The organism is Rugosibacter aromaticivorans (assembly GCF_000934545.1).
GTDB classification, from domain to species: Bacteria; Pseudomonadota; Gammaproteobacteria; order Burkholderiales; family Rhodocyclaceae; genus Rugosibacter; species Rugosibacter aromaticivorans.
On record NZ_CP010554.1, the window covers coordinates 2,539,965 to 2,559,539 of the forward strand.

The 19,575-nt window shown below is 53.7% G+C and carries 23 protein-coding genes; 10 read left to right on the forward strand and 13 right to left on the reverse strand.

The window, feature by feature from the left end; genetic code table 11:
- Window positions 1-2: 2 nt before the first annotated feature.
- Window positions 3-767, reverse strand: a complete 765-nt coding sequence (locus PG1C_RS12580; RefSeq protein WP_202635088.1) for a 16S rRNA (uracil(1498)-N(3))-methyltransferase — start codon at window positions 765-767, stop codon at window positions 3-5.
- A 122-nt stretch (window positions 768-889) separates the two neighbouring features.
- On the opposite strand from PG1C_RS12580, the gene dnaE reads away from it, so the two are divergent.
- From dnaE to PG1C_RS12600, 4 genes are all read left to right on the forward strand, one after another.
- The gene (gene dnaE / locus PG1C_RS12585; RefSeq protein ID WP_202635089.1) at window positions 890-4,366 is read left to right on the forward strand and encodes a DNA polymerase III subunit alpha; all 3,477 of its coding nucleotides are present in this window, start codon (window positions 890-892) and stop codon (window positions 4,364-4,366) included.
- Between the two features lie 24 nt (window positions 4,367-4,390).
- Entirely contained in the window at window positions 4,391-4,906 is a 516-nt protein-coding gene (locus PG1C_RS12590) for a WbuC family cupin fold metalloprotein (RefSeq protein ID WP_202635090.1), read from the forward strand.
- Between the two features lie 61 nt (window positions 4,907-4,967).
- Window positions 4,968-5,291 carry a type II toxin-antitoxin system PrlF family antitoxin gene (locus tag PG1C_RS12595; protein WP_202635091.1) on the forward strand — a complete coding sequence of 108 codons (324 nt, stop codon included), beginning with the start codon at window positions 4,968-4,970 and terminating at the stop codon, window positions 5,289-5,291.
- Window positions 5,288-5,788, forward strand: coding sequence for a type II toxin-antitoxin system YhaV family toxin (locus PG1C_RS12600; RefSeq protein ID WP_202635092.1), 501 nt, complete (start codon window positions 5,288-5,290; stop codon window positions 5,786-5,788). The genes PG1C_RS12595 and PG1C_RS12600 overlap by 4 nt, the downstream gene beginning before the upstream one ends.
- 113 nt (window positions 5,789-5,901) lie before the next feature.
- Here the strand turns inward: PG1C_RS12600 and PG1C_RS12605 are convergent, their stop codons facing one another.
- Both PG1C_RS12605 and PG1C_RS12610 read right to left on the reverse strand, forming a co-directional pair.
- Window positions 5,902-7,044, reverse strand: a complete 1,143-nt coding sequence (locus PG1C_RS12605) for a methyltransferase (protein WP_202635093.1) — start codon at window positions 7,042-7,044, stop codon at window positions 5,902-5,904.
- 20 nt (window positions 7,045-7,064) lie between these two features.
- Window positions 7,065-8,006 carry a CysB family HTH-type transcriptional regulator gene (locus PG1C_RS12610; RefSeq protein ID WP_202635094.1) on the reverse strand — a complete coding sequence of 314 codons (942 nt, stop codon included), beginning with the start codon at window positions 8,004-8,006 and terminating at the stop codon, window positions 7,065-7,067.
- Window positions 8,007-8,092: 86 nt separating this feature from the next.
- Between PG1C_RS12610 and PG1C_RS12615 the strand changes: the two genes are divergently transcribed.
- From PG1C_RS12615 to cysN, 6 genes are read left to right on the forward strand one after another with little or no spacing between them, the layout of a single operon-like run.
- Entirely contained in the window at window positions 8,093-8,881 is a 789-nt protein-coding gene (locus tag PG1C_RS12615; protein WP_202637068.1) for a sulfite exporter TauE/SafE family protein, read from the forward strand.
- 32 nt (window positions 8,882-8,913) lie between these two features.
- A complete protein-coding gene (locus PG1C_RS12620; protein WP_202635095.1) occupies window positions 8,914-10,599 on the forward strand; it encodes a nitrite/sulfite reductase in 1,686 nt (561 codons plus the stop codon).
- Window positions 10,592-11,113: a DUF934 domain-containing protein gene (locus PG1C_RS12625; RefSeq protein ID WP_202635096.1), complete on the forward strand. Its 522-nt coding sequence runs from the start codon at window positions 10,592-10,594 to the stop codon at window positions 11,111-11,113. Before PG1C_RS12620 ends, PG1C_RS12625 begins: the two co-directional genes overlap by 8 nt.
- Before the next feature lie 31 nt (window positions 11,114-11,144).
- Window positions 11,145-11,888 carry a phosphoadenylyl-sulfate reductase gene (locus PG1C_RS12630; RefSeq protein WP_202635097.1) on the forward strand — a complete coding sequence of 248 codons (744 nt, stop codon included), beginning with the start codon at window positions 11,145-11,147 and terminating at the stop codon, window positions 11,886-11,888.
- The gene (cysD, locus tag PG1C_RS12635; RefSeq protein ID WP_202635098.1) at window positions 11,885-12,808 is read left to right on the forward strand and encodes a sulfate adenylyltransferase subunit CysD; all 924 of its coding nucleotides are present in this window, start codon (window positions 11,885-11,887) and stop codon (window positions 12,806-12,808) included. The genes PG1C_RS12630 and cysD overlap by 4 nt, the downstream gene beginning before the upstream one ends.
- Entirely contained in the window at window positions 12,808-14,088 is a 1,281-nt protein-coding gene (gene cysN / locus PG1C_RS12640) for a sulfate adenylyltransferase subunit CysN (protein WP_202635099.1), read from the forward strand. Before cysD ends, cysN begins: the two co-directional genes overlap by 1 nt.
- Window positions 14,089-14,166: 78 nt before the next feature.
- Here cysN and rplQ read toward each other — a convergent pair whose 3' ends face one another.
- From rplQ to rpmD, 10 genes are all read right to left on the reverse strand, one after another.
- A complete protein-coding gene (rplQ, locus tag PG1C_RS12645) occupies window positions 14,167-14,562 on the reverse strand; it encodes a 50S ribosomal protein L17 (protein ID WP_202635100.1) in 396 nt (131 codons plus the stop codon).
- 78 nt (window positions 14,563-14,640) lie between these two features.
- The gene (locus PG1C_RS12650; protein ID WP_202635101.1) at window positions 14,641-15,618 is read right to left on the reverse strand and encodes a DNA-directed RNA polymerase subunit alpha; all 978 of its coding nucleotides are present in this window, start codon (window positions 15,616-15,618) and stop codon (window positions 14,641-14,643) included.
- Window positions 15,619-15,680: 62 nt separating this feature from the next.
- A complete protein-coding gene (gene rpsD / locus PG1C_RS12655) occupies window positions 15,681-16,310 on the reverse strand; it encodes a 30S ribosomal protein S4 (protein ID WP_202635102.1) in 630 nt (209 codons plus the stop codon).
- A gap of 20 nt (window positions 16,311-16,330) precedes the next feature.
- Window positions 16,331-16,720, reverse strand: coding sequence for a 30S ribosomal protein S11 (rpsK, locus tag PG1C_RS12660; protein ID WP_202635103.1), 390 nt, complete (start codon window positions 16,718-16,720; stop codon window positions 16,331-16,333).
- Window positions 16,721-16,735: 15 nt separating this feature from the next.
- Window positions 16,736-17,101: a 30S ribosomal protein S13 gene (gene rpsM / locus PG1C_RS12665; protein WP_202635104.1), complete on the reverse strand. Its 366-nt coding sequence runs from the start codon at window positions 17,099-17,101 to the stop codon at window positions 16,736-16,738.
- 90 nt (window positions 17,102-17,191) lie between these two features.
- Window positions 17,192-17,305: a 50S ribosomal protein L36 gene (gene rpmJ, locus PG1C_RS12670; protein WP_202635105.1), complete on the reverse strand. Its 114-nt coding sequence runs from the start codon at window positions 17,303-17,305 to the stop codon at window positions 17,192-17,194.
- A 26-nt stretch (window positions 17,306-17,331) separates the two neighbouring features.
- Window positions 17,332-17,550, reverse strand: a complete 219-nt coding sequence (gene infA / locus PG1C_RS12675; protein WP_202635106.1) for a translation initiation factor IF-1 — start codon at window positions 17,548-17,550, stop codon at window positions 17,332-17,334.
- A 3-nt stretch (window positions 17,551-17,553) separates the two neighbouring features.
- Entirely contained in the window at window positions 17,554-18,882 is a 1,329-nt protein-coding gene (gene secY / locus PG1C_RS12680) for a preprotein translocase subunit SecY (protein ID WP_202635107.1), read from the reverse strand.
- A 29-nt stretch (window positions 18,883-18,911) separates the two neighbouring features.
- The gene (gene rplO / locus PG1C_RS12685) at window positions 18,912-19,373 is read right to left on the reverse strand and encodes a 50S ribosomal protein L15 (protein WP_202635108.1); all 462 of its coding nucleotides are present in this window, start codon (window positions 19,371-19,373) and stop codon (window positions 18,912-18,914) included.
- Window positions 19,374-19,390: 17 nt separating this feature from the next.
- Complete coding sequence (gene rpmD, locus PG1C_RS12690; RefSeq protein WP_202635109.1) at window positions 19,391-19,573, reverse strand: 50S ribosomal protein L30; 183 nt, start codon at window positions 19,571-19,573, stop codon at window positions 19,391-19,393.
- Window positions 19,574-19,575: the final 2 nt, after the last annotated feature.

The window sequence follows — 19,575 nt, forward strand, 5'->3', positions numbered from 1 at the left end:
GCTCACAGATCACCCCATAGCGCCATGATTACGGCCAGCGCGGTTACGCCGGCGGTTTCTGTGCGTAAGACGCGCGGCCCCAGCCGGATGGGCTGAAAACCGGCAGTGGTGGCGGCGAATAATTCAGTGTCGTCAAACCCGCCTTCCGGGCCAACCAGAAGGGTGATCGGCTCATTTGGCCCTGCTGGTGGGGCTCGCTCGCGCAGGGATACAGTAGCACCGGGCGCGCAGATGAAATCCAATCCCGTATCACTCGCCACATGCTGACCTAAATAACGCGGTAGCTCAACAATGGGGGCAATTTCAGGCACGCGATTGCGGCCGCTTTGTTCACACGAGGCAATAGCGATATTGCGCCAGTGCGTCACCCGCCGCTCAGCCCGCTCACCCGATAAGCGGATCACGCTGCGCTTACTCATCAAGGGCTGTATACGCGTGACACCCAGCTCTACCGCTTTTTGCACGACCCAATCCATTTTGTCGCTGGCAGGCAGTACTTGCGCGAGCGTTATGTGTAGCGGGGTCTCGTTGTCTCGCGCATCAAACGTAGTCAGCGTGGCAAAAAGTGCGGCTTTAGGCGGCTTTCCGGTCAGCGAGAGGGTGGCTTGCCATTCACCCCCTTGGCCATCGAACAATGTCGCCGTATCGCCAGCGCCGACTTTCAGGACGTTTACCGCATGATGAGCAACCTCGGCTGGCAACTCAACAGTTGCGCCAGACACTAAGCCAGACCCTAGCGGACTAGGACAGAAAAATCTCGATATCATTATTCTGCAATTATCCTCAATATCTGGCGTGCGTGCATGATGTCGGCGCGCGGTCGGCGATAGAAATCCTTTTCCAGATTGAGCGGTGACGCCACGGCGCGGTGCGTTAAAATCATTCGCCTATGTCTGCCTCCCCCCCCCCGCAATTTATCCACCTTCGCCTGCACAGCGAATACTCAATCAGTGACGGTATAACGCGTCTTGATGAAGTCATCGCGCGAGCAGTGGCAGATCAGCAACCCGCGTTAGCGCTAACAGATTTGGCCAACCTGTTCGGTATGGTCAAGTTTTACTCAGCAGCGCGCAGCCAGGGGATTAAACCCATTATCGGCTGCGATGTCTGGATTGATGATGAAACCGCACTCGCTCTTGAAGCCCGCAGCACTCCTGCGCGGCTGTTGCTGCTGGTGAAAAATCCGGCAGGCTATTTACGACTGTGCGAACTACTATCCACGGCCTATCTTGCGCCGCGCCGTCATGGCCGCGCCGAGATTTCACTCACACAAATAAGCCAGGGCGATAACAGTGGCCTGATTGCATTGTCTGGCGGGCTATCGGGAGACATTGGCCAATGGCTTGCCGCAGGCAAAATCGCCCAAGCAGAAACCCGTGCGCGCCTATGGGATGGACTTTTCCCCGGGGCTTACTACATCGAGGTGCAACGCCCCAGCGGCCGCGCTGCCAACAACAATAGCGCCTCGGCGGAAAGCAGGCTGGTCGATGCCAGTGCGGACCTTGCCGCACGCCTTGACTTGCCTTTGGTCGCCACCCATCCGGTGCAGTTTCTCGACCAGGATGACTATAAAGCGCACGAAGCCCGCGTGTGCATTGCTGAAGGCTATGTGCTGGGCGACACGCGCCGTCCAAAAAATTACAGCCCGGAACACTATTTCAAAACCCAGGCCGAGATGGTCGAGTTGTTCGCCGACTTACCCGAAGCACTGGAAAATGCAGTGCACATCGCACAACGCTGCAATCTGACACTGGAACTCGGCAAAAGCCGCTTGCCGGATTTCCCCACGCCTCATGGTGAGCCACTGGAAGATTTTCTCGCGAGCGAATCACACGCGGGCCTGGCGCATCGGCTGGAGCGACTCTACCCCGATGCCGCCGAACGCGAACGACAGCGGCCCATTTACAGCGAACGGCTTGATTTTGAAATCAAGACGATTATCCAGATGGGCTTTCCCGGCTACTTCTTGATCGTTGCTGACTTCATCAACTGGGCTAAAAAAAATGGCGTGCCGGTCGGCCCGGGCCGTGGTTCGGGCGCAGGCTCGCTCGTCGCCTACAGCCTCGGTATTACGGATCTTGACCCACTGCGCTATGAACTGCTGTTCGAACGCTTCCTGAACCCTGAGCGCGTCTCGATGCCTGACTTTGACATCGACTTCTGCCAGGAAGGCCGCGACCGGGTCATCGATTACGTCAAGAAAAAATACGGCGCGCACGCGGTATCGCAAATTGCCACTTTCGGCACCCTCGCAGCAAAAGCCGTGATTCGTGACGTCGGCCGTGTGCTTGATCTGGGCTTTAATTTCGTTGACCAATTTGCCAAGCTCATCCCGAATGAGCTGGGCATCACTCTCAAAGACGCACTGGATAAAGAGCCCTTGATTCGCCAGCGCATCGAGTCCGAAGAAGAAATTGCCGAGCTGTGGTCGCTCGCCATCAAGCTCGAAGGCCTCACGCGCAACGTCGGCATGCATGCCGGTGGCGTATTGATCGCCCCCGGCAAGCTCACCGACTTTTGCCCGCTGTATGCCGCTGCCGGCACGGATTCCGTGATTTCGCAATTTGATAAGGACGATGTTGAAAAAGCCGGGTTGGTTAAATTCGACTTTCTGGGTTTGCGCACGCTCACCATCCTCGATGAAGCCGTGCGCCTGGTGCAGGAAGTCGAAGGCGTATCCATTGATCTGGATACGCTGCCACTGGATGATCGCGAAACCTACGACGCGGTTTTCAAAAGCGCGAACACCACCTCGGTATTTCAATTTGAATCCAGCGGGATGAAAGAAACATTGATCCAGGCAAAGCCTGATCGGCTGGAGGATTTGATTGCGCTCAATGCCCTGTACCGACCGGGGCCGATGGATTTCATTCCCAATTTTGTTGCCCGCAAGCATGGCCGCGAGCGCGTGGTTTATCCGCACCCGAGCCTGGAGCGTGTGTTGTCTACTACCTACGGCATCATGGTGTATCAAGAGCAAGTGATGCAGACAGCGCAGGTCGTGGCGGGCTACAGCCTCGGTGGTGCGGACCTCTTGCGCCGCGCGATGGGGAAAAAGAAAAAAGAGGAAATGGATCAGCAGCGCGCCGTCTTTGTCGAGGGTGCTGGCAAAAATAATATCGGCGAAGCCCAGGCCAACGAAATTTTCGATGTGATGGAAAAGTTCGCTGGCTATGGCTTCAACAAATCCCACGCCGCCGCTTATTCGCTGGTGGCTTATCAAACCGGCTGGCTCAAGTGTCATCATCCGGCCGCATTTGCTGCGGCCACTTTGTCGTCAGAAATGGCCAACACCGACAAGATCCAGTTCTTTTTCAAAGACGCAATCGACAATGGTCTGACCTTTTTGCCACCGGATATCAACGCCAGCGGCGTGCGCTTTCGCCCCGTTGACAGCAAAACCATCCGTTATGGCCTGGGCGCACTCAAAGGCACGGGCGAAGCCGCGCTCACGGTGATTTTGAAAGCCCGCACCACCGATGGCCCCTTCACCGATTTGTTTGATTTTTGCCGACGGCTCGATAAACGCGTGGTCAACCGCCGCGTGATTGAATCGCTCATCCGTGCGGGGGCTTTTGACAGCGTCGACAACCACCGCGCCAAGCTACTGGCCTCAGTAAGCATTGCGCTGGACGCCGCCGAACAAGCCGAGCGCAACGCCCTGCAAAGTGGTTTGTTTGACACCCCAGAGACCAGCAACACGCAAGCCACCGCACATTACATCACCACCGCGCGCTGGACTGAACGCGAGCAACTGTTGCACGAAAAAGCCGCGCTGGGGTTTTTCCTCTCTGGCCATCCGTACCATGCCTATGCCGCCGAATTGTCTGCTTTTGTGAAACGCCGCCTCGGGCAAGTCGAACCGCAGCGCGACCCGGTGTTGCTCGCCGGCATCGTCATCGCAAGTCGCACCCAGATGACGCGCCGCGGCAAAATGGCCATCGTCACCTTGGATGATGGCAGTTCGCAAATCGAAGTCACCGTATTTAACGAACTGTGGGAAACAGAACGCGGCAAGATCAAGGAAGATGAACTGCTGCTGGTAGAAGGCAAAGTGCAAAAAGACGATTACAGCGGCGGCCTGCGCGTCACTGTTGAAAAGCTCTTCACGCTGAGTGAGGCACGCGGCCGCTTTGCCCGCAGCCTGCAGCTCACCATGAATGGCGGCTCGGACGCCAAACGCTTACACGCATTGCTCGCCCCTTTTCGCCCGGGGCCTTGCCCGATACGCTTACGCTATACCAACAGCGAAGCCAGCGCTGAACTCCCCATGCCCGACGCCTGGCGTGTACAGCTTGACGACACGCTACTCGCCGGGCTCACTGAATGGCTGACACCTGAAAACGTCAAAGTGGTTTACGTTTAACCCAAGTTAAATGCGGATGCAAACATGACAACCCTCATCGACAACCCCTTACTTGATAACCTGTGCGCAGCCGCCGCCGCCAGCCTGCGCCGACGAAAAAACCATAACCTGCATCTCAGCGACGATGCCCCGGCGCATCGCCTGCTGAATGCCGTGCAGCCCGATTCTTACATCGCGCCGCATCGGCATTTGGACCCCACCAAGGATGAAACCTTCGTGGTGTTACGCGGACTGATGGGCCTGTTGATATTCGATGACGCAGGGCAAATCGTGAAACAAATAAAAGTTTCCGCAGGAACGCAAAGCGCTGGCGCCGGTGATACGGTAAACGGTGCAGAAAACATCATACTCGGCGTCGATATTCCCGCAGGCACATGGCATACATCGCTCGCCCTTGTGCCAGACACCGTCATACTCGAAGCCAAAGCCGGCCCTTACCACCCGCTGACTGAAGCAGAACGCGCACCTTGGGCGCCCGCCGAGAACACGCCCGAAGCAGCGGCGTATTTGGCCAACTGGCACGCTGCATTTGAAGTTTGACTTGGTAATGCATTCGCATTACCATGCTGGCATTCTGTAAAAATTTTGCAAAGGATGCGGCATGCCTACCACCCTACAACTCGAATCAACTCTGACTGATCGCTACCAAACAACCGTCCCCGACGGCGTGCGACGTGCGCTCAATCTTGGCAAGCGTGACCGCATCCGCTATCTGGTACAAAGCGACGGATCAGTTATTCTGCAGCGTGCAGAGGAGACGGACGATCCAGTGCTTGGCAGTTTTCTGAATTTCCTGGCGCAAGACATCCATGCGCACCCGCAGCGTGTCGCTGCGCTTGATAAAGACTTGACCAAACGCATGCGTAACCTGACCAAGGGCGTGAAGGCTGACCTCAATGCCCCGCTTGACCCTGCCGACGAATGACAGAGGCCACTGAGGCCATCGTCGTTAATGGCTGGCATCTTTTTGCGCACCCCTTGTTTCTGCATCAAGTGGAAACCTTGATCGCCAAGGTTGAGCACCTTAAAGCCAAAGACCCCAAGACCTATCGCCAGAAGAACAGCACCAAACGCCTGGCAGCAATCGCCATGCTGGCGCTTGACGTGATACCCGCAGACCCGACGCGTGTGGAATACCGACAGGGCAGCACATTGGGCGCTAATCGCAAGCACTGGTTTCGTGCCAAGTTCTATCAGCAATACCGCTTGTTCTTTCGCTATCACGCCACCCAACGCATTATTGTTTACGCGTGGGTCAACGACGAAGACAGCAAACGCGCCTATGAAAGCAGCGATGATGCGTATCTCGTGTTTCGCAAGATGCTTGACAATGGTCACCCACCAGAAGATTGGGCGGCGTTGCTGAAAGAAGCAAGTGCCACTTCAAAGCGCTTGAGCTCACTCATCACACCGGAGCGTTAGTTGGTAACGAAGACCTGGTGAAGGCAGAGGATGGTTAGCTGGAAATTATCGCGATGTTGCTCTTTAGTTGACGCTTTCAAGGAACAAGAAGGCAGCCTTACTCTGTGGCTGGTTTATATCGCCAATCGCCAGAGCGACGTGACTTCGACTGCGCGGGCGGCGTGCAGCGGATCAGTAGCATCGGTGACGCGACGATGGCTTGGCCGCACATCGTGCTTTTCGATAAGCTGTAATCCGGCGTTATCTATCATCGCTAACAACTCAGCGCGTGTGCGCAGCCCCAGATGTTCGGCAATGTCGGAGAGTACCAGCCAGCCTTCGCCGCCCGGCGTTAAATGTGCCGCTAGTCCCGCCAGAAATCCTTGCAGCATGCGGCTTTCCGGGTCATATACGGCATATTCAAGCGCAGAGCTTGGCTGGGCAGGCAGCCAGGGCGGGTTGCATACAATCAGCGGTGCACTGCCCTCGGGGAAGAGATTGGCCTGCACCACGGCAACTTGTTCCGCGAGCCCGAGCCGCGCCAGATTCTCGCGGGCGCAAGCCGAGGCGCGCGGGTCTTGATCGGTGGCGATAATGCGCGCAACACCTCGCCGCGCCAGCACAGCAGCCAGCACACCGGTGCCGGTGCCAATATCGAAGGCCAGAGAATCCGCGGCTAGCGCAGCGGGCAAAGGCGCTTCATTGACCAGCCCGACATATTCGCTGCGCACCGGGGCAAAGACACCGTAATGCGGGTAAATGCGATTATTCAGCGCGGCAACCGGCACGCCTTTTTTGCGCCACTCGTGCGCGCCGATCAGGCCTTGCAATTCGCGCAGCGAGATGAGGGACGGCGCTTCGCCAACACCACCGGGGCCATAGGCTTCGCTGCATGCCTGCCGCACATCGGGTGCGCGGCGTAAAGGCACGCTGTAGTCAGCGTTTAGCGGCAGCAGCAGTTTGTTGAGAATATGTGCACGCCGCCCCTGCGCTTGACGATGCAGATGGAATGCCTCGCCTGAGGTGTGTGCGCCAGCCGTTGGCGCTTGGCGATCAACGCGCCGCGCGAGTGCTTGCAGCAGTTGGCGCGCATTCTGAAAATCGCCGCGCCAGAGCAGCGCTGTGCCTGCACGGGCAAGGCGAAAGGCCGCGTCTGCAGTCATTCGGTCGTCCGCCACCACGATTTTTGGGGGCGGTGCGAGGCCACTTTCTGCCCGCCACCATGCAGACTTCGGCTCCTCATTTTCAATCCAATGGACAACTGGATCGCCCTTCATGGCCTCATCACATGCCCGTATCACAAACCGGCATCCAGGCCGCCACCCTTGAGCGCGGCGGCAACTACCCGCTTTGTCAGCTGCGGGGCGAGCAGCTCGATGAAATCATATTCAAAACCCCTGAGCCAGACATCGCGGCGAAAGCCCAGACGCGTGGTATTCGCCTCAAACAGGTGGGAGGCGGGCAAAGCGGCCAGCGCATCGTCGCGCAGCGGGTCAAACGCCATTTCGGCAATGATGCCCAAGCCCAAGCCCAGACTGACATAGGTCTTGATGACATCGGAATCGATGGCGGTGAGCATGACATTAGGCTGCAAGCCCTGTCGCTCAAAGGCGCGATCAATATGCGAGCGACCGGTGAATGTGGCGTCGTAAGTAATCAGCGGATAGGCTGCCAGCGTTGCCAGTGTCGGCGCACCCTGGGCGATGAGCGGATGATCCTTGGGAGCAACCACCAAATGCGACCACTGATAGCAGGGCAGGGTGAGTAATTCGGCATGCTGGTCTAGCGTTTCGGTGGCGATGCCAAGATCGGCCTTGCCATCGAGCAGCCACTGCGCGATCTGCGCCGGGCTGCCTTGCTGCAAATGCAGCCGAATTGCCGGGTGCCGGTGCAAGAAACGTTGAATCACCGGCGGCAAGGTATAGCGCGCCTGCGTATGCGTTGTGGCAATGGATAGCGTACCGTTGCTTTCGGCGGTGAAGTCCTGCCCCACGCGCGTGAGGTTCTGCGTTTCCCGTAAAATGCGATTCGCTATATCCAGCACAATCCGGCCCGGTGCGGTGATGTGGGTCAAACGCTTGCCGCTGCGCTCGAAGATCGTCACGCCGAGCTCCTCTTCCAGCAGGCGGATTTGCTTTGATACGCCGGGTTGAGAAGTAAACAACGCCTCGGCCGCAGCGGAAACATTCAAGCTCTGCCGTTCAATTTCAACCAGATAACGCAGCTGTTGCAGCTTCATGGGGGCATTATAGAATTTTTTGATCTAAACAAATAGCTTGTAAGTATTTTTAAAACCTATTGGATCTCGTTAGTATCTGCCACATGATGGATTTCACCTTTACTCCGGCGTTGTCGCTCTCCGGCTTGATCGTCGGCTTACTGGTCGGCTTGACCGGCGTTGGCGGCGGTTCGCTGATGACGCCGATTCTGGTACTGCTCTTTGGCTTCAAGCCGGCCACCGCAGTAGGCACTGACTTGCTCTACGCTGCGATCACCAAAAGCGGTGGCAGTTGGGTACATCATCGCCATGGTAATATCGATTGGCGCATTACCGGCCGCATGGCACTGGGCAGTGTGCCTGCTGCCACGTTGTCACTGGTGGTACTTGCCCACTTGGGGCTTGAAGATCACAGCACTGCCCGACTGATTACCGGCGTGCTGGGTGTGGCTTTGCTACTGACAGCCAGCTCGCTGCTATTTCGTCAACGTCTGCTGGCTTTCGGACGCCGCTATATTGGCCAGTCGCTGAATGAAAAACAGACGGCGCTGCTGACCATTCTGGTCGGGGCGATTGTCGGTACACTGGTGGCATGGACCTCGGTTGGCGCGGGAGCGCTGGGCGTCACGGCACTAACCTTTTTATACCCTCATTTGGCAACACGCCGTATTGTCGGCGCCGACATCGCCCATGCCGTGCCACTCACCCTGGTTTCCGGCATGGGGCACTGGTATCTGGGCAGTGTGGATGTGCCGCTGCTGCTGAATCTGCTGTTGGGCTCGCTGCCCGGTATCGCGCTGGGCAGCCATTTTGCCGCACGAGTGCCCGAGCGCGGCTTGCGCTCATTACTCGCCGCCGTGCTGATATTGGTCGGCGGAAAACTTATCCTTGCCTGAAACTACGATGAAAAACTCGACGGAAAAATATCATGTACCACTACGACGCAACCGATAAAGCTATCGTACACGCACGGGTCAAACAGTTTCGCGGCCAGACCGAGCGTTTTCTTGCCGGGCAATTGAGCGAAGACGAGTTTCGCCCGCTGCGCCTACAAAACGGACTCTACATTCAGCGCCACGCGCCCATGCTGCGCATTGCGATTCCCTATGGCCATTTATCCTCACAGAAGATGCGCATGCTAGCCGCGATTACCCGCGATTTTGATCGCGGCGTCGGCCATTTCACCACACGGCAGAATCTTCAGCTCAACTGGATAAAACTTCCCGAAGTACCAGACATCCTGGAACGTCTTGCCAGCGTAGAGATGCATGCAATTCAGACTTCGGGCAATTGCATTCGCAATATCACTACTGATCCGTTCGCCGGTGTCGCCGCGGACGAAATCGCCGACCCGCGCCCGTGGGCCGAGATCCTGCGGCAATGGTCGACCTTTCATCCAGAATTCGCCTATTTACCACGCAAGTTCAAGGTGGCGTTCAATGCAGCACAAGAAGACCGTGTCGCTCTCAAGGTCTATGATCTGGGTTTTCATCTGATCAAAACTGCTAGCGGAGAACTCGGCTTTACCGTGTACGCCGGTGGCGGCCTTGGCCGTACGCCATTACTCGCCCAGAAAATTCGGGATTTTCTGCCCTGGCAGCATCTGCTGACCTACAGCGAAGCCGTAGTGCGTGTCTATAACCGCTACGGTCGGCGGGACAATATCTGGAAAGCGCGGATCAAGATCCTTGTCAAAGCGCTCGGCAGCGAAGAGTTCGCCCGGCAGGTCGAAGAAGAATGGGCATATATCAAGGATGGCCCGAACACACTGACCGCAGAAGAAGTCACGCGCGTGGCAAGCCAGTTTTCACCACCGGCTTATGAAAAATTCCCTGCCAGCGATCTAGCCAGCATCGCTGTCCAATACGACGACAAAGCCTTCAGCCGTTGGCTGGAGCGCAACGTGCATGAACACAAAATCCCCGGCTATGCGGCAGTCACTTTGTCGCTGAAATCACCGGGCACAGCGCCCGGTAATGCAACGGCTGCTCAAATGGAAGCGGCGGCGCTCCTATCCGACGAATTCAGCTTTGGCGAGCTACGCGTTGCCCATGAGCAGAACCTGATTCTTGCCGATGTGCCGCAACGTGACTTGCACACGGTTTGGCAACGGGCAAAAGCGGCCGGGCTGGCCAATGCCAACATTGGCCTGCTGGCGGACATGATTGTCTGCCCCGGGGGCGACTTCTGCTCGCTGGCCAATGCCAAATCGTTACCCATCGCAGCCGCCATTCACGAGCGCTTTGCCGATCTGGATTATCTGTTCGACATTGGCGAGCTGGAGCTGAATATTTCGGGCTGCATGAATTCCTGCGGTCATCATCACCTTGGCGCGATTGGTATTCTCGGCGTCGATAAGCATGGCGAAGAGTGGTATCAAATTACGCTCGGTGGCGCGCAAGGCAATAACACGCGGTTTGGCGAAGTCATCGGTCGCGCCTTCTCAGCGGCGGAAGTGACCGATGTCATCGAACGTATAATCCAAACCTATCTCGCCCACCGCCACGCCGATGAACAGTTCAATGAGACCTTGGCACGCATCGGCCTGCAACCCTTCCGCGAGGCCGCGTATCGCAAGGATGAAGCAACCGCAGGAGAACCTGCCCATGTCTAAACAACTTATCAAGGATCGACAGCTGGTTGACGACCACTGGCAAGTAGTTTCACTCAGCGATGAAGCCACAGCAGATGACGCTGCTGCGCTGCATGTTCCCGCCGGCTCCGTGCTAATTCCGGCGCCGGTATGGCTTGCCCAACGTGACGCCTTACTCGCGCGAAGTGATGAGATCGCCGTCTCGCTAGCGCCGACTTTTGCAGTCGAGGACCTTGCCGACGATGTACAGCGTTTTGCGATGATTGCCGTTGAGTTTCCCAAATTCACCAATGGCCGTGGCTATTCCACTGCTCGCCTGTTGCGCGAACGCTACGGTTTTCGTGGCGAGTTACGTGCCGTGGGCAATATCGGCCGCGACCAGCTTTTCTATTTATTTCGCGTGGGCTTTAATGCTTTTCTCATCCCGCAAGGGCAAAACGCGGAAGAAGCGTTGCAATCGCTGAATGACTTTCCTGAGGTATATCAGGGTGCGGTCGATCAGCCGCTGCCATTGTTCCGTCGTCGGACCGCATAAAAACCAACGTAAAAAACTGCGTAAAATTATCATGTCAGACAACATCCCTCTGCTTGCAACCGTTACCGCCAAAGCAACCACTGCCGTCAGTCTGCTGCGTTCAGCCGTCAGCGACTACCCCCCCGTAGCCTTCGCCAATAGTCTGGGTGCCGAGGACATGGTGCTCACCGACTTGATCTGGCGCGAGCACATCGCTATCGACATTTTTTCGCTCGACACCGGGCGTCTGCCTGCCGAAACCTATACACTGATTACGGCTGCTGAAAAACATTATGGGCAGCGCATCCATTTGATTTTTCCCCGTCCTGAGGATGTCGAAGCCTGTGTCCAGCGCTATGGCATCAATGGTTTTTACGATTCCATCGAGGCACGCAAAGCCTGCTGCCATGCACGCAAGGTCGAACCATTGCAGCGCGTGCTGGCCGGTAAAGGTGCCTGGGTTACCGGTCTGCGCGTCGCGCAATCCACCACACGCGAAGGTGTGGCGCCGATTGCCCCGGACACGACCAACGGGCTGATTAAAGTCAGCCCGTTGGCTGACTGGAGCGAAGAAGAGGTCTGGGCATACATTCGCGCCAACGGGGTGCCGTATAACCCGTTGCACGACCAAAACTATCCGAGTATTGGCTGCGCGCCCTGCACCCGGGCCATTCAGCCGGGTGAGGATATTCGCGCCGGACGCTGGTGGTGGGAAAATCCACAAACCAAAGAATGCGGCCTGCATATGGTTGACGGCCGCCTGCAGCGTATCGTGAAAGAAGGAACCTCCGCATGAGCAGCCTGGCTCAACTACCTAAACATACCCTCTCGCATCTTGACTGGCTCGAGTCGGAGTCAATTTATATTCTCCGTGAAGTGGCTGGACAGTGTGCCAATCCTGCGCTGCTGTTCTCCGGCGGGAAGGATTCCGTCGTGTTGCTACGCTTGGCAGAGAAGGCCTTCCGCCCTGGCCGCTTTCCCTTCCCCTTGCTGAACATTGATACCGGACACAACTATCCGGAAGTGCTCGCGTTTCGCGACTATCGTGCAACACAGCTTGGTGAGCGCTTGATTGTGCGCTCGGTCGAGGACTCGATGCGGCGTGGCACGGTCGTTTTGAAATCGGCGGATGAATTACGCAACAAGCATCAGTCGGTGACGCTACTGGAGGCGATTGAAGAATTCGGTTTTGATTGCTGCATTGGTGGCGCACGTCGCGATGAAGAAAAGGCGCGCGCCAAAGAGCGGATTTTTTCATTTCGTGATGAATTTGGCCAGTGGGATCCTAAAAACCAGCGCCCCGAATTGTGGGATTTATTCAATGCACGCGTGCACAAAGGTGAAAACATCCGCGCCTTTCCCATCTCCAACTGGACGGAACTGGACGTGTGGCAATATATTGGCCGCGAGCAACTTGAGATACCTTCCATCTATTTTTCGCATCAGCGGCCCATCGTGCGGCGTAACGGCCTGTTGCAGCCAGTAACGGCACTCACCCCCGCCAACCCGGGCGAGGCCATCGAGCAAATGAGAGTGCGTTTTCGCACGCTGGGCGACGTTACCTGCACTGCGCCAGTCGCATCCGACGCTGACACGCTGGAAAAAATTATTCTGGAAACGGCCAGTACAACGATTACCGAACGTGGGGCGACGCGTCTCGACGATCAGACGTCGGAAGCATCAATGGAACAACGCAAAAAAGAAGGGTACTTCTGATGAGTGCAATCGACCACTTACCAGAGACCGATACCGGTCTGCTGCGCTTTCTCACCTGCGGGAGTGTCGATGATGGCAAGAGCACGCTCATCGGACGGTTGTTGTTCGATACAAAAACCATTCTGGCCGACACACTCTCCGCGATTGAACGTACCTCGCATCGGCGCGGCCTCGATGCTGTTGATCTTTCGCTGCTGACCGATGGTTTGCAGGCCGAGCGTGAGCAGGGGATTACCATCGACGTTGCCTATCGCTATTTCAGCACCGGCACCCGCAAGTACATCATTGCCGATGCGCCGGGCCATGAGCAATACACGCGCAACATGGTCACCGCCGCGTCAACGGCCAACCTCGCCATCATTTTGATTGATGCGCGCAAGGGCATTCTCACGCAGACACGCCGCCACTCCTATCTTGCGCATCTGATGGGCATCCCGCATATCGTTGTTGCCATCAACAAGATGGATCTTGTGGATTACGATCAGACTGTATTTGAGCGCATCCACACGGATTATCTTGCCTTCGCCACGCAGCTGGGCATCAAGGACATTCACTTCATCCCCATGTCGGCGCTGAAAGGCGACATGGTGGTCGATCGGGGCGAGCAAATGGCATGGTATTCCGGCCCGACGCTGCTTGACGTACTGGAGACGGCCCCCACAGCACACAGCGAAACAGACGAACACTTCCGTTTTCCGGTGCAGTTCGTTTGCCGCCCGCATAAAGCGGACGATGCAGAACTGCATGACTTTCGCGGCTTCATGGGACGGGTTGAATCAGGCAGCATTGGCATCGGTGATGCAGTGACTGTGCTGCCCTCTGGCAAACAAACCCGCGTCAAGGATATCCGCGTGCTGGACCGCTCTTTCCCGCGTGCTTACGCTGAACAATCGATCACCCTGCTACTCGAAGACGAAATCGATATATCGCGCGGCGACATGATCGTGCAGCCCGAAAAGTCGGCGCTGGTGACACGGCAGATTGACGCGATGGTGTGCTGGCTGGCCGAGACACCGCTCGACCTGCAGCGAAAATATCTGATCCGTCAAACGACCAGAGAATCAAAGGCCGTTATTGCTGGCATTGGGTTTCGCGTCGATATAAATACACTCGACCATATCTCGGTTGAACGTCTCGAAATGAATGACATCGCGAATATTTCGTTGCGCCTGGCTCAACCGTTAAGCGTCGACGCCTACACAAAAAACCGCGCGACAGGGGCGTTCATCATCATCGATGAATCAACCAATAACACCGTGGCTGCTGGAATGATTCTGTAGGAAAAGTAACGCAGCAAGTTTCCCAAGCAATAAAAAAGCCAGACAATGTCTGGCTTTTTTATTGCTTGGCAGTTGAAACTAGCGATTGCTTTCAGTTTCGTCTGCTGCAACTACTTCAGGGCGATCGAGCAGCTCAACATACGCCATCGGTGCATTATCACCTAACCGGAAACCCATTTTCAGGATGCGCAGATAACCACCATTGCGATTAGCGAAACGTGGGCCGAGCTCGTTAAATAGCTTACCGACGATATCACGGTCGCGCGTCCGATCAAAAGCCAGGCGGCGATTAGCCAGGCTTGGTTTTTTACCGAGAGTAATCAGTGGCTCAACAACACGACGAAGCTCTTTCGCTTTGGGCAGAGTCGTTTTGATTACTTCATGACGAAGAAGAGATACCGCCATATTCCGCAACATTGCCTGGCGGTGCGCAGAAGTACGATTAAGTTTCCGCAGTCCATTACCGTGACGCATGATTATTACCTCGTTTTTTTACGATTACCGCTTAATGCAAGTAACCGGTTAATGGTTATCGAGTATTAAAAAAACTACTTACGCAAGCCTTTCAAGGCCTTCGGGCGGCCACCCGTCCAATCGCATTCCCAGAGAAAGTCCACGTGTAGCCAACACTTCTTTAATTTCATTCAGTGATTTACGACCCAGATTTGGCGTCTTAAGAAGCTCAGACTCTGTACGCTGAATCAGATCGCCGATATAGTAAATATTTTCAGCTTTCAAGCAGTTTGCTGAACGAACAGTTAGCTCAAGATCATCCACTGGGCGAACTAAGATGGGCGAAACAGATGAGCCCTCAGCGGATTCAGCTGACGCTGCAGTACCTTCAAGATCAGCAAAAAACGAGAGCTGTTCCATCAAAATACGGGCAGCAGTTCTGATCGCTTCTTCTGCGTTATCAATTGCACCGTTTGTTTCAATGTCAAGAATAAGCTTATCCATATCCGTGCGTTGTTCAACACGCGCAGATTCAACAGCGTAACTTACACGGCGCACAGGGCTAAAGGAAGCATCCAGCATGATCTGCCCAATAGCCATATTTTCCCGTGCAATTTGTCGCTGATTCGCCGGAATATATCCGCGACCAGATTCAACACGAATTTCCATTTTTAACTGACCACCTGGTGCAATATGTGCAATCACATGCTCAGGGTTAACTATTTCGATGTCATGCCCACCAACGATATCCCCTGCAGTAACAACACCTTCTCCAACCTTGCTAACCGTGAGTATGGCTTCACGGCGATTGTGCATCTTGATGACAACACCCTTCACGTTCAAAAGGATATCAACCACATCCTCACGAACACCATCTAAGGTTGAGTACTCGTGCAGCACGCCTTCGATTGAAACTTCGGTGGGAGCAACACCTTCTATAGAAGATAATAAAATTCGCCGCAAAGCGTTGCCCAAAGTATGACCAAAGCCACGCTCGAAAGGCTCCATCACGACACGTGCATGTAGAGGTGAAAGTTGCTGCACATCAATACTACGCGGCTTAAGCAGTGTTTGCATTTACCTGTCCTTCCAATGGGAATACGCCTGACGTCCGGAGGACGTCAGGCGTGAAACTACGATTAACGCGAGTACAGTTCGACGACCAAACCTTCGTTGATAGAAGATGGCAAGTCTTGGCGCGCTGGATAGCTCTTGAAAACCCCTCGACCACTTTTAATATCAACCTCAAGCCATTCTGGAAAGCCACGGCCCTCAGCTGCATCTAGTGCGGCTTTTGTTCTGAGTTGAAGCTTGGTTTTATCAAATAACTGAATAACATCCCCAGGACGGCAGTTATAAGAAGGCACATCAACCCGCTTTCCATTCACAAGCACGCCATTATGACGAACAACTTGACGCGCTTCAGCCCGCGAAATACCGAATCCCATACGGTATGCAATGGTATCCAGACGCCCTTCTAAAAGCTGTAATAAGTTTTCTCCAGTTGCGCCCTTTTTAAGGTCAGCCGCAGAAAATATCTTGCGGAATTGACGTTCAAGGATGCCATAAATCCGACGGATTTTTTGCTTCTCACGAAGCTGAGTACCATAGCCAGATAGCCGCTGACCAGACTTTTGTCCATGCTGCCCTGGCGCATAGGCACGCCGCTCAACTGAGCATTTATCAGTAAAACATTTTTCGCCTTTCAAAAACAGCTTTTCGCCCTCACGGCGACATTGGCGGCATTTTGGATCTAGATTACGAGCCATACAGTCGTGTCCTTCTTGCGTTAGATGCGACGGCGCTTAGGTGGCCGGCATCCATTATGGGGAATAGGAGTAATGTCAGTAATGCTGGTAATTTTCATGCCCAACGCATTGAGAGCACGAACAGCCGACTCACGCCCAGGGCCGGGGCCCTTGATTCGGACTTCCAGGTTTTTTACGCCACATTCTTGAGCAGCTTTACCGGCCGCTTCAGCAGCAATCTGAGCAGCGAATGGCGTAGATTTACGCGACCCCTTAAAGCCAGCACCACCGGAAGTTGCCCATGAAAGCGCGTTACCTTGGCGGTCAGTAATCGTGATAATCGTGTTATTAAAAGAAGCATGAACATGGGCTATGCCTTCAGCAATGTTCTTTTTAACCTTCTTTCTAATTTTAGGTGCAGTCTTAGCCATTGATTAGGTTCCTAGTTACTTCTTAGCGCCAGCAATTGATTTCCGCGGGCCCTTGCGCGTGCGTGCATTTGTACGGGTACGCTGGCCCCGCAAAGGCAAGCCACGACGATGACGAACGCCACGATAACAACCAAGGTCCATCAGACGCTTGATGCTCATCGTAACCTCACGACGCAAATCGCCTTCTACTGTAATCTTTCCGACTTCGTCGCGCAAACGCTCAAGCTCACTGTCTGTCAGCTCTTTAACTTTGATTGAACGTTTGATACCGACGCTGTCACATATCTTCTGTGCACGCGTACGGCCGATGCCATAAATTGCCGTTAAAGCAATCTCTGTGTGTTGGTGATTTGGAATATTTACGCCTGCTATACGAGCCATGTGCTTACCTGTTCCTCGCCATTAAGCGGTTGTGAATTGGTTATCCATAAATCGGAAAACCGAAGATTGTACCTGATTCGCATTGCCCAATCAACCTTGACGCTGCTTATGACGTGGATCAGTACAAATAATTCTGACCACACCCTTGCGACGGATGACTTTGCAATTGCGGCAAATACGCTTGACCGAAGCCATAACTTTCATTGAACTTCTCCGGATGTTTAAAACAATTATTTTGCGCGAAACACAATACGACCCTTGGATAAGTCATACGGCGTTAACTGTACAGTGACTTTATCACCGGGCAGAATACGTATGTAGTGCATACGCATCTTCCCTGAGATATGGCCAAGTAAAACATGGTCATTTTCCAACTTGATTCGAAATGTGGCATTCGGGAGATTTTCAATAACTTCCCCCTGCATTTCTATGACATCTTCTTTAGACATTGGTTATCGGACCGGGATACCCGCTCCTTTAAAATTAGCCTTCTTTAGCAATCCTTCATACCGATGCGACATCACATAGGCTTGTACTTGCGCCATAAAATCCATGGCTACAACAACAATAATCAGCAAGCTGGTTCCACCAAAATAAAAAGGTACATTCCATTTAAGGATAAGAAACTCGGGTAGCAAGCATACGATGGTGATATAAATTGCCCCAACCAAAGTCAACCGAGTTAACACTTTATCAATATAGCGAGCAGTTTGATCTCCCGGCCGAATTCCTGGAACAAACGCGCCACTCTTCTTTAAATTGTCAGCAGTTTCTCTTGAGTTGAAAACTAACGCAGTGTAAAAAAAACAAAAAAAGACGATAGCTGTAGCGTAAAGCATGACGTAAATAGGCTGGCCCGGGGCCAATTTAGCAGCGACATCTTTAAGCCAATGTGAACTGCCAGCACTACCGAACCAGTTTGCCGCAGTCGCCGGAAACAAAATAATTGATGACGCAAAAATTGGCGGGATCACGCCTGACATATTCAACTTGAGCGGCAAGTGCGAGGATTGCCCCCCATAAACCTTATTACCCACTTGACGCTTTGCATAGTTAACTAAAATCTTTCTTTGTCCTCGCTCCACAAAAACAACAAATGCTGTAACAAGCACAACCAAAAAGCAGACAAACAAAGCAGATACTGGATGCATTGAGCCGGTTCTCACCAACTCAAATAAACCACCTAAGGCATTGGGTAAACCTGCAGCAATACCCGCAAAAATGATAATTGAAATGCCATTTCCTAACCCGCGTTCAGTAATTTGTTCGCCTAACCACATAAGAAACATTGTTCCTGTCAATAATGTCATAACAGTAACAAAACGAAACATAAAGCCGGGATCCAGAACCAACCCTGACTGAGATTCCAACGCAATAGAAATACCAATGCCTTGAAACAGGGCTAATGCCACTGTGCCATATCTTGTGTACTGCGCAATCGTTCGCCGACCTGCTTCGCCCTCTTTCTTAAGAGCTTCCATCGATGGAACAGCAATCGTCAGTAGTTGCATTATGATCGACGATGAAATGTAAGGCATTATCCCTAAAGCAAATATGGTAAACCGTGATAATGCGCCGCCAGAAAAAAGATTGAAAACGCCCAATATCCCGCCTTGCTGAGATTGAAACAATTCGGCCAGTCTTGTGGGATCTATTCCTGGAACAGGAATATGGGCGCCAATCCTATAAACAACTAACGCACCTAACAAAAAGCCAAGCCGGCGCCAAAGATCGCCGAATTTCTTAGCATTAGGCTGCTGGTTTAATTGAGGGAATGCCACAAACTTATTCCTGAATGACTATGAGATAGTTAGGATGCTGCAACGTTATCAGCAACTGGGTCGACAACTGAGCCACCGAGCAATTCAATAGCCGTCTTTGCACCCTTAGTCGCACCAACACCTCTCAATGAAATTTTACGATTCAAGACACCAGAGAGAATGACTTTTGCAGAAAGTGAAGTGTCTGGGATAATACCCGCCTGCTTTAAAACTAATAGGTTAACTTCACCGATCGGCAGTTTATTAAGCTCGGATAACCGCACTTCAGCATTGCGATGAGCAGTTAAAGATACAAACCCACGCTTAGGCAGACGGCGTTGCAAGGGCATTTGACCACCCTCAAACCCAACCTTATGAAACCCGCCAGCGCGAGACTTTTGTCCCTTGTGGCCACGTCCAGCAGTCTTTCCCAGCCCGCTGCCTATGCCACGCCCCACTCGTTTTGAGGAGTGCTTGGCACCAGCAGCTGGTTTCAAATTATTTAATTCCATAGCAAACACTTATCCTTTTAACCTTCACACTTTAACAAGTAAGCAATTTTTCGAACCATGCCTCGCACAGCAGGTGTATCTTCGAGCAGAGCAGTACTGTTGAGCCTTCTTAGACCAAGACCCTTGACAGTCGCCCGATGATCTTCTTTAGTTCCAATGACACTCTTAATAAGAGTGACCTTAATTTTTTTTGTAGTCATAA

What these genes read in the sequence shown, in the direction of transcription:
- PG1C_RS12580 (WP_202635088.1), bottom strand. Translation starts at nt 767, where the DNA reads ATGATATCGAGATTTTTCTGTCCTAGTCCGCTAGGGTCTGGCTTAGTG.
- dnaE (WP_202635089.1), top strand. Translation starts at nt 890, where the DNA reads ATGTCTGCCTCCCCCCCCCCGCAATTTATCCACCTTCGCCTGCACAGC.
- PG1C_RS12590 (WP_202635090.1), top strand. Translation starts at nt 4,391, where the DNA reads ATGACAACCCTCATCGACAACCCCTTACTTGATAACCTGTGCGCAGCC.
- PG1C_RS12595 (WP_202635091.1), top strand. Translation starts at nt 4,968, where the DNA reads ATGCCTACCACCCTACAACTCGAATCAACTCTGACTGATCGCTACCAA.
- PG1C_RS12600 (WP_202635092.1), top strand. Translation starts at nt 5,288, where the DNA reads ATGACAGAGGCCACTGAGGCCATCGTCGTTAATGGCTGGCATCTTTTT.
- PG1C_RS12605 (WP_202635093.1), bottom strand. Translation starts at nt 7,044, where the DNA reads ATGAAGGGCGATCCAGTTGTCCATTGGATTGAAAATGAGGAGCCGAAG.
- PG1C_RS12610 (WP_202635094.1), bottom strand. Translation starts at nt 8,006, where the DNA reads ATGAAGCTGCAACAGCTGCGTTATCTGGTTGAAATTGAACGGCAGAGC.
- PG1C_RS12615 (WP_202637068.1), top strand. Translation starts at nt 8,093, where the DNA reads ATGGATTTCACCTTTACTCCGGCGTTGTCGCTCTCCGGCTTGATCGTC.
- PG1C_RS12620 (WP_202635095.1), top strand. Translation starts at nt 8,914, where the DNA reads ATGTACCACTACGACGCAACCGATAAAGCTATCGTACACGCACGGGTC.
- PG1C_RS12625 (WP_202635096.1), top strand. Translation starts at nt 10,592, where the DNA reads ATGTCTAAACAACTTATCAAGGATCGACAGCTGGTTGACGACCACTGG.
- PG1C_RS12630 (WP_202635097.1), top strand. Translation starts at nt 11,145, where the DNA reads ATGTCAGACAACATCCCTCTGCTTGCAACCGTTACCGCCAAAGCAACC.
- cysD (WP_202635098.1), top strand. Translation starts at nt 11,885, where the DNA reads ATGAGCAGCCTGGCTCAACTACCTAAACATACCCTCTCGCATCTTGAC.
- cysN (WP_202635099.1), top strand. Translation starts at nt 12,808, where the DNA reads ATGAGTGCAATCGACCACTTACCAGAGACCGATACCGGTCTGCTGCGC.
- rplQ (WP_202635100.1), bottom strand. Translation starts at nt 14,562, where the DNA reads ATGCGTCACGGTAATGGACTGCGGAAACTTAATCGTACTTCTGCGCAC.
- PG1C_RS12650 (WP_202635101.1), bottom strand. Translation starts at nt 15,618, where the DNA reads ATGCAAACACTGCTTAAGCCGCGTAGTATTGATGTGCAGCAACTTTCA.
- rpsD (WP_202635102.1), bottom strand. Translation starts at nt 16,310, where the DNA reads ATGGCTCGTAATCTAGATCCAAAATGCCGCCAATGTCGCCGTGAGGGC.
- rpsK (WP_202635103.1), bottom strand. Translation starts at nt 16,720, where the DNA reads ATGGCTAAGACTGCACCTAAAATTAGAAAGAAGGTTAAAAAGAACATT.
- rpsM (WP_202635104.1), bottom strand. Translation starts at nt 17,101, where the DNA reads ATGGCTCGTATAGCAGGCGTAAATATTCCAAATCACCAACACACAGAG.
- rpmJ (WP_202635105.1), bottom strand. Translation starts at nt 17,305, where the DNA reads ATGAAAGTTATGGCTTCGGTCAAGCGTATTTGCCGCAATTGCAAAGTC.
- infA (WP_202635106.1), bottom strand. Translation starts at nt 17,550, where the DNA reads ATGTCTAAAGAAGATGTCATAGAAATGCAGGGGGAAGTTATTGAAAAT.
- rplO (WP_202635108.1), bottom strand. Translation starts at nt 19,373, where the DNA reads ATGGAATTAAATAATTTGAAACCAGCTGCTGGTGCCAAGCACTCCTCA.
- rpmD (WP_202635109.1), bottom strand. Translation starts at nt 19,573, where the DNA reads ATGACTACAAAAAAAATTAAGGTCACTCTTATTAAGAGTGTCATTGGA.